Source organism: Pseudomonas cuatrocienegasensis (assembly GCF_900110925.1).
GTDB lineage: Bacteria > Pseudomonadota > Gammaproteobacteria > Pseudomonadales > Pseudomonadaceae > Aquipseudomonas > Aquipseudomonas cuatrocienegasensis.
On sequence record NZ_FOFP01000026.1, the window covers coordinates 38,555 to 46,191 of the forward strand.

6 protein-coding genes and 1 pseudogene are annotated in these 7,637 nt (G+C 59.1%); 2 read left to right on the top strand and 5 right to left on the bottom strand.

The annotated features are described in order from the left end of the window. Nucleotides 1-271 precede the first annotated feature (271 nt). From BMW49_RS22895 to BMW49_RS22910, 4 genes are all read right to left on the bottom strand, one after another. On the bottom strand, nt 272-1,708 hold the full coding sequence (locus tag BMW49_RS22895; RefSeq protein ID WP_069521489.1) for an NAD(P)(+) transhydrogenase (Re/Si-specific) subunit beta: 1,437 nt from the start codon (nt 1,706-1,708) through the stop codon (nt 272-274). After that, nucleotides 1,708-2,037 (bottom strand): NAD(P) transhydrogenase subunit alpha part 2, encoded by a 330-nt coding sequence (locus tag BMW49_RS22900; RefSeq protein WP_069521491.1) that lies wholly within the window; start codon nt 2,035-2,037, stop codon nt 1,708-1,710. Before BMW49_RS22900 ends, BMW49_RS22895 begins: the two co-directional genes overlap by 1 nt. 14 nt (nt 2,038-2,051) lie before the next feature. Then, complete coding sequence (locus BMW49_RS22905; RefSeq protein WP_069521493.1) at nt 2,052-3,173, bottom strand: Re/Si-specific NAD(P)(+) transhydrogenase subunit alpha; 1,122 nt, start codon at nt 3,171-3,173, stop codon at nt 2,052-2,054. A 469-nt stretch (nt 3,174-3,642) separates the two neighbouring features. Beyond that, nucleotides 3,643-4,551, bottom strand: a complete 909-nt coding sequence (locus BMW49_RS22910) for a LysR family transcriptional regulator (protein WP_069521494.1) — start codon at nt 4,549-4,551, stop codon at nt 3,643-3,645. 189 nt (nt 4,552-4,740) lie between these two features. Between BMW49_RS22910 and BMW49_RS22915 the strand changes: the two genes are divergently transcribed. Together BMW49_RS22915 and BMW49_RS22920 are read left to right on the top strand one after the other, a co-directional pair. After that, nucleotides 4,741-5,919: an acyl-CoA dehydrogenase gene (locus BMW49_RS22915; protein WP_069521496.1), complete on the top strand. Its 1,179-nt coding sequence runs from the start codon at nt 4,741-4,743 to the stop codon at nt 5,917-5,919. Between the two features lie 94 nt (nt 5,920-6,013). Beyond that, on the top strand, nt 6,014-7,237 hold the full coding sequence (locus tag BMW49_RS22920; protein WP_069521498.1) for a CaiB/BaiF CoA transferase family protein: 1,224 nt from the start codon (nt 6,014-6,016) through the stop codon (nt 7,235-7,237). Nucleotides 7,238-7,380: 143 nt separating this feature from the next. Here BMW49_RS22920 and BMW49_RS25005 read toward each other — a convergent pair. Continuing rightward, nucleotides 7,381-7,637, bottom strand: a pseudogene (locus tag BMW49_RS25005) (hypothetical protein); the annotation flags it as partial.

Here is a 7,637-nt window from a genome sequence, read left to right on the forward strand (position 1 = left end):
AAATAGATAGTTTGCTTTGTAACTGTTTTGTCTGTTTTTAACTCAGCTGTACGGGTGATAAGTGAGGTCTACTGTAAATACAGAATAGGCAGGATTTATCACTGCCTTAGCCACGTATTTCAGGATTTTAGGTGCGGTACAGTTTGGAATTGATCGGTCGGTGTTCCTGACCTGTTATTCAGTTTTTATTCTGCGCGGCAGCATTGCGTCAACGGTCCTGGCAGGCAGAAAAAACCCGGCGCGAGGCCGGGTCTTGTTCATTCAGCAGGTGTTACTCAACTGCTTTGACCATGTCCTCGATGACCTTCTTGGCGTCGCCGAAGACCATCATGGTCTTGTCCATGTAGAACAGTTCGTTGTCCAGGCCGGCGTAGCCGCTGGCCATCGAGCGCTTGTTGACGATCACGGTCTTGGCTTTGTAAGCCTCGAGGATCGGCATGCCGGCAATCGGCGACTTCGGATCGTTCTTCGCCGCCGGGTTGACCACGTCGTTGGCACCCAGCACCAACACCACGTCGGCCTGGCCGAACTCGGAGTTGATGTCGTCCATTTCGAACACCTGCTCGTAAGGCACTTCGGCCTCGGCCAGCAGCACGTTCATGTGGCCCGGCATACGCCCGGCAACCGGGTGGATCGCGTACTTCACGGTGACGCCGCGGTGGGTCAGCTTCTCCGCCAGTTCCATCAGCGCGTGCTGAGCGCGGGCGACTGCCAGGCCGTAGCCCGGCACGATGATCACGGTGTCGGCGTTGGTCAGCAGGAAGGCCGCGTCGTCGCTTGAGCCGGACTTAACCGGGCGAGCCTCCTGGGCTCCGGCTGGGCCGGCTGCATCTGCTGCGCCACCGAAACCACCGAGGATCACGTTGAAGAACGAACGGTTCATCGCCTTGCACATGATGTACGAGAGGATTGCACCGCTCGAGCCCACCAGAGAGCCTGCGATGATCAGCATCGAGTTGTTCAGCGAGAAGCCGATACCGGCCGCCGCCCAACCCGAGTAGCTGTTAAGCATCGACACGACTACCGGCATGTCCGCGCCGCCGATCGGGATGATGATCAGCACGCCGATGACGAAGGCCAGGGCCAGCAGGATGGCGAAGGCGGTGATATCACCGGTGAAGGTGTACACCAGACCCAGGCCAAGAATCGCCAGGCCGATGGCTAGGTTGACCCAATGTTGACCCTTGAACTGTACCGGTGCGCCCTGGAACAGGCGAAATTTGTACTTACCAGACAGCTTGCCGAAGGCGATCACCGAACCGGAGAAGGTGATGGCGCCGATGGCCGCACCGAGGAACAGCTCCAGACGGTTACCTGCCGGAATCGCGTCGCCCAGCGCCGCAACGATACCCAGGGACTGCGGCTCAACCACCGCGGCAATGGCGATAAACACCGCCGCCAGGCCGATCATGCTGTGCATGAAAGCGACCAGTTCCGGCATCTTGGTCATTTCTACGCGTTTGGCCATTACGGTGCCGACCGTACCGCCGACCAGCAGACCGATAATCACGTAACCGATACCGGCAGTAGCAACCTCGGCGCCAAGCTTGTAGATCAGGCCGACAGTAGTCAGCACCGCCAGGCCCATGCCGAGCATGCCGAACAGATTGCCACGACGCGAGGTAGTCGGGTGTGACAGGCCCTTGAGCGCCTGGATAAAGCAGATCGAGGCGACGAGGTAGAGAACAGTGATCAGGTTCATGCTCATCAGTGGTTCTCTCCCTGGGTGGCAGCCACCTGCGCCTTAGGCGCTTTCTTCTTGAACATTTCCAGCATGCGTCGGGTGACCAGGAAACCACCGAACACGTTAACCGCTGCCAAAGCCACAGCCAGAGTGCCCATGGTTTTACCCAGCGGGGTTACGGTCAGGGCGGCGGCGAGCATGGCGCCGACGATAACGATCGCGGAAATCGCGTTGGTTACCGCCATCAGCGGGGTGTGCAGGGCTGGAGTCACGTTCCACACCACGTGGTAGCCCACGTAAATGGCCAGCACGAAGATGATCAGGTTGTAGATGCCGTCAGAAATCATATCCATGAGCGGTGCTCCCCTTAGCCGTTAGTGCGCACGACGTTGCCGTCACGGCACATCAGGCACGCGCTAACGATGTCGTCTTCAAGGTTGAGGTGGAACTTGCCTTCGCCGTCGATCACCAGCTTGAGGAAGTCCAGCAGATTGCGTGCGTACAGCGCCGAAGCATCGGCTGGCACCAGGGCCGCCAGGTTGCTGTGGCCGACGATGGTCACGCCGTTGCTGACGATCACTTGTTCGGCGACGGTCAGCGGGCAGTTGCCGCCTTGCGCTGCAGCCAGGTCGATGATCACCGAGCCAGGCTTCATTTCCGCCACGGTGGCGGCATGCAGCAGGGTCGGCGCTTTGCGGCCCGGAATCAGCGCGGTGGTGATAACGATGTCAGCCTGCTTGGCGCGCTCGTGCACCGCCTTGGCCTGACGCTCCATCCACGACGCCGGCATTGGCCGCGCGTAGCCGCCAACACCTTGGGCGCATTCGCGCTCTTCATCGGTCTCGAATGGCACGTCGACGAACTTGGCGCCGAGCGACTCGATCTGCTCCTTTACCGCCGGACGCACGTCCGATGCCTCGATCACCGCACCCAGGCGCTTGGCCGTGGCGATGGCCTGCAGCCCGGCAACACCGGCGCCGAGTATCAGAATACGCGCGGCCTTAACGGTACCGGCAGCCGTCATCAGCATCGGCATAAAGCGCGGATAGTGATGCGCGGCCAGCAGCACGGCCTTGTAGCCGGCGATGTTGGCCTGCGAGCTGAGCACGTCCAGGCTCTGCGCGCGGGACGTACGCGGGGCAGCTTCCAGGGCGAAGGCAGTGACGCCACGAGCATTGATGCGCGCGATGGTCTCATTGCTGAACGGGTTGAGCATGCCGACCAGTACGGCGCCGCTGCGCATCAGTGCCAACTCTTCATCGTTCGGCGCGATGACCTTGAGCACCAGATCAGCGGCGAATACCGTGCTGGCATCACCGAGGCTGGCACCTGCTGCGCTGTAGGCTGCGTCGGTAATGCTGGCGCTCAGACCGGCAGCATATTGCACCGTGACCTGATGGCCCTGGCCGATCAGCTTCTTGAGGGTTTCGGGAGTTGCGGCAACGCGCGTCTCACCAGCATGGGTTTCGAGGGGAACACCGATGTGCACGTGAAATCTCCTGCGTGATCTTTTTAGTGAACCTGCACGCTACGGATGGCGCGCCGGTAAGGGGAGGATCAGCACAAACCCGCCCGGGCTGATAGCCCATAGGTCGAGGCACGGCATTTTGCAGGTGAAGAACTCGGGCTTCAATGGTTTTTGGAGTAAAACTTTATAGTAACTACAAGTCATCTAGTGACTAGTGGTTCTTATAAAAAGGTTTAGGCCGCGCATTGCATGGCCTAGGGTGGGCTTTCAGGGATTATTGGCGCGAAACTTATCCTTCTTGTGAATGCTCACCGATTAACGCAGTTTTACGCGTCGTAAAATGGGCGTCAGGTCAATGGCAGTAGGCATTCGAGGGGTATCGCGTGTTCAATAAATTGAACGCTGCGTTGTGCGCGAGCTAATGCGCCATGTAGCTATTTTTAGAGGCTGACTACGAGGTCAGTTTAAGAGGCGAGACTAAAAAACCGATTCACCGCAACCCATTGGCCTCGGCATAGTGTTCTGCTTCGTCGGTGAGCCAGGCGGCAAATGCTTTAAGGGCTGCAGACTCGACCTTGCGCTCCGGAATCATCAGGTGATAAGCCCGGTCACTGTGGTAGGCGTGTGGGTGGGCAAGTACCAGGCGACCTTCAGCGAGCTCTCGTTCAATCAGAAACGGCGGTATCAGCGCCACCCCCATCTCATGCATGGCCGCTTGAGCGAGCATCGAGAACAGTTCATAGCGTGCGCCGCTCATGTCCCGTGCAACCGTGCTGCCCTGGGCCGCGAACCACTGCCGCCATGCGTAAGGGCGTGTGGTTTGCTGCAGCAGGGGCAACTGGGCGATCTGTTCAACGCTTAGCAGTGTCTGACCAGCCAGCAAGGCAGGGCTGCAGACTGGCATCGGGTTCTCACGCATCAATAGGTGAGAGACAGTGCCGGACCAGTCGGCATCGCCAAAGTAGATCGCAGCATCGAAGGCGGTGTCGGCAAACAGGAAGGGCCGCGTGCGGTTGGTCAGGTTTACGGTCACCTGCGGGTGGATCGCCTGGAAGTGTTTCAGGCGCGGCAGTAGCCACTGCGTACCGAATGTCGGCACCACCGCCAGCTCGATGGTCATGGCGCCTTGTTGGCCCATGATTGCCAAGGTGTCGCGTTCGACCGCATCCAGTTGTGCAGACACTCGCCGGGCATAGGCCATGCCGGCCTCGGTCAACTGAACGCCACGCCGCGAACGGCGAAACAACGCCACGCCAAGAAAAGCCTCCAGGCCGGCGATCTGTCGGCAGATGGCGCTCTGGGTCAGCGCCAACTCATCGGCAGCCTTGGTGAAGCTCTGGTGGCGTGCTGCGGTTTCAAAGGCGACCAGCGCGCCTGTGCTGGGGATTTTACGACGCATCTATGCGAACACCTCATTCAAACTGCTGGCAGTGACGCAGTGAGGCTATCTTGAAGTGCATAAAACGCACAATAGGCTGAGAAATGCTCAGTTGTGGCTCGCCTGGTGTGGGTCTAGGATGCCTGAAACCCTTGGAGCGCAGGTCGGCAGACCCTGGTGCTCTGACATCTGCATCAATGAGGTTTCGACATGGCTAACGCACGCTTCAATTGGATCGACCCGCTGCTGCTCGACCAGCAACTGACCGAAGAAGAACGCATGGTGCGTGACAGCGCCCAGCAGTTCGCTGACGACAAACTGGCCCCGCGCGTGCTCGAAGCCTTTCGCCATGAGCAGACCGATCCTGCGATCTTCCGCGAGATGGGCGACACCGGCCTGCTCGGCGCCACCATCCCAGCCGAATACGGCGGCAGCGGCCTGAACTATGTGTGCTATGGCCTGATCGCCCGCGAAGTCGAGCGCGTCGACTCCGGCTATCGCTCGATGATGAGCGTGCAGTCGTCTCTGGTGATGGTGCCGATCTTCGAGTTCGGTAACGAGGCGGCCAAGCAGAAGTACCTGCCCAAGTTGGCATCCGGCGAATATATCGGCTGCTTTGGCCTGACCGAGCCGAACCACGGTTCCGACCCAGGCTCGATGATCACCCGCGCCAAGAAGGTCGATGGCGGCTACCGCCTCAGCGGCGCCAAGATGTGGATTACCAACAGCCCGATCGCCGATGTATTCGTGGTTTGGGCTAAGGACGATGCTGGTGAGATCCGCGGCTTTGTTCTTGAGAAAGGCTGGCAAGGCCTGAGCACGCCAACTATCCATGGCAAGGTCGGCCTGCGTGCCTCGATCACTGGCGAGATTGTTATGGACAATGTGTTCTGTCCGGAAGAAAACGCCTTCCCTGATGTGCGCGGCCTGAAAGGCCCGTTCACCTGCCTGAATTCGGCCCGTTATGGCATCAGCTGGGGTGCGCTGGGTGCGGCAGAGTACTGCTGGCACACCGCGCGCCAGTACACCCTCGACCGCCAGCAGTTCGGCCGCCCGTTAGCCGCGAATCAACTGATCCAGAAGAAGCTGGCCGATATGCAGACCGAAATCACCCTGGCCCTGCAAGGATGTCTGCGCCTCGGTCGGATGAAAGACGAAGGCACTGCCGCGGTGGAAATCACCTCGATCATGAAGCGCAACAGCTGCGGCAAAGCTCTGGATATCGCCCGCCTGGCCCGCGACATGCTCGGTGGTAACGGTATCAGCGACGAGTTCGGTGTGGCCCGACATCTGGTCAACCTGGAAGTGGTGAACACCTATGAAGGTACCCATGATGTCCATGCGCTGATCCTCGGTCGCGCGCAGACGGGTATCCAGGCGTTTTTCTAAACAGCAGTGCCACGCCTCAAGCCTCATTAGCACCTAACAGCAGTTTGGCTTGCGGCTTGGCGCTTACCGCTTGTAACTCCGCGAAGAGGTTTCCATGTCCGGCGCACTTTCCCATATACGTGTCCTCGATCTGTCCCGTGTTCTCGCGGGGCCTTGGGCCGGACAGATTCTTGGTGACCTGGGGGCTGACGTCATAAAGGTGGAGCGCCCTGGCGTGGGAGACGATACCCGTCATTGGGGGCCGCCCTTTCTTAAAGATGCGGCAGGTGTGGATACGAGCGAGGCGGCCTACTACCTGGCGGCCAACCGTAACAAGCAATCCGTCACGCTCGATTTCACCTGTGCAGAAGGCCAGCGCCTTGTGCGCGAGCTTGCTGTCGCCAGCGACGTACTGATCGAGAACTTCAAGGTCGGAGGCTTGGCTGCCTATGGGCTGGATTACGCCGCTTTAAAGGCATTCAACCCGCGGCTGATCTACTGCTCGATTACCGGCTTCGGTCAGGATGGTCCTTATGCCAAGCGTGCTGGATACGACTTTATGATCCAGGGGCTCGGCGGCTTGATGAGCCTGACCGGGCGTGCCGAGGGCGAGGACGGCGCAGGTCCGGTCAAGGTTGGCGTAGCGCTGACAGACATTCTGACCGGGCTGTACGCCACCTCGGCGATTCTTGCCGCCTTGGCCAGTCGTGAGCAGACCGGCAAAGGCCAGCATATCGATATGGCTCTGCTGGACGTTCAGGTGGCTTGCCTGGCCAACCAGGCGATGAACTACCTGACCACCGGCAATGCGCCGCGCCGCCTGGGCAATGCGCATCCTAATATAGTGCCCTACCAGGACTTCCCCACGGCGGACGGTGACTTCATTCTCACCATCGGCAATGACAGCCAGTTTCGCCGCTTCTGTACGGTCGCCGGGCATGCGGAGTGGGCCGATGATCCGCGCTTCTGCAGTAACCAGGTACGCGTCGCCCATCGCGCTGAACTGATCCCCTTGATTCGTCAGGTGACCGTCTTCAAGACCACGGCCGAGTGGGTCTCACTGCTGGAGCGGGCGGGCGTGCCCTGTGGGCCTATCAATGATCTAGCTCAGGTCTTCAATGATCCCCAGGTAAAAGCTCGTGGCCTGCAGTTTGATCTGCCTCATGTGATGGCCGGCAGCGTGCCGCAGGTAGCCAGCCCTATACGCCTATCTGGTACCCCCATAGAGCACCGCAATGCGCCGCCTTTATTAGGTGAGCACACCGATGCGGTTTTGCAGCGTGTGCTGGGACTGGATACCAAAGCCATTGCCACCTTGCGTGAGCAAGGCGTGCTTTGAGTAGGTATAGAAGGGCTATTACATATATAGAAGAGCAATTTCGAGTCGGGTGGAGAAAACAGCTTGACGGCATTTCTGCTGTGCCTATAATGCGCACCTCTTCCGGCGCGGACTTCTCGGATAACTCGTTTTAAATCAATGAGTTAGCTTAAAAAGAGGGGTTGCAAAGCAGCGAAAGCTGTGTAGAATGCGCCGGGCTGACGAGGTGGTGGTTTTAGCGTCGTTGGCAGGTTGGTCGAAGTTGAGTTGAGGCGGTAAAAGAGGTGGTTGACAGCGGTTTGAAACGCTGTAGAATTCGCCTCCCGCTGACGAGAGACTTGGATTGATCGTAAGTGCAAGCGGTTGAAGTTGAAAAGAAATTTTCGAAATCGCTTGACAGGAAATGAGGCTGCTGTAAGAT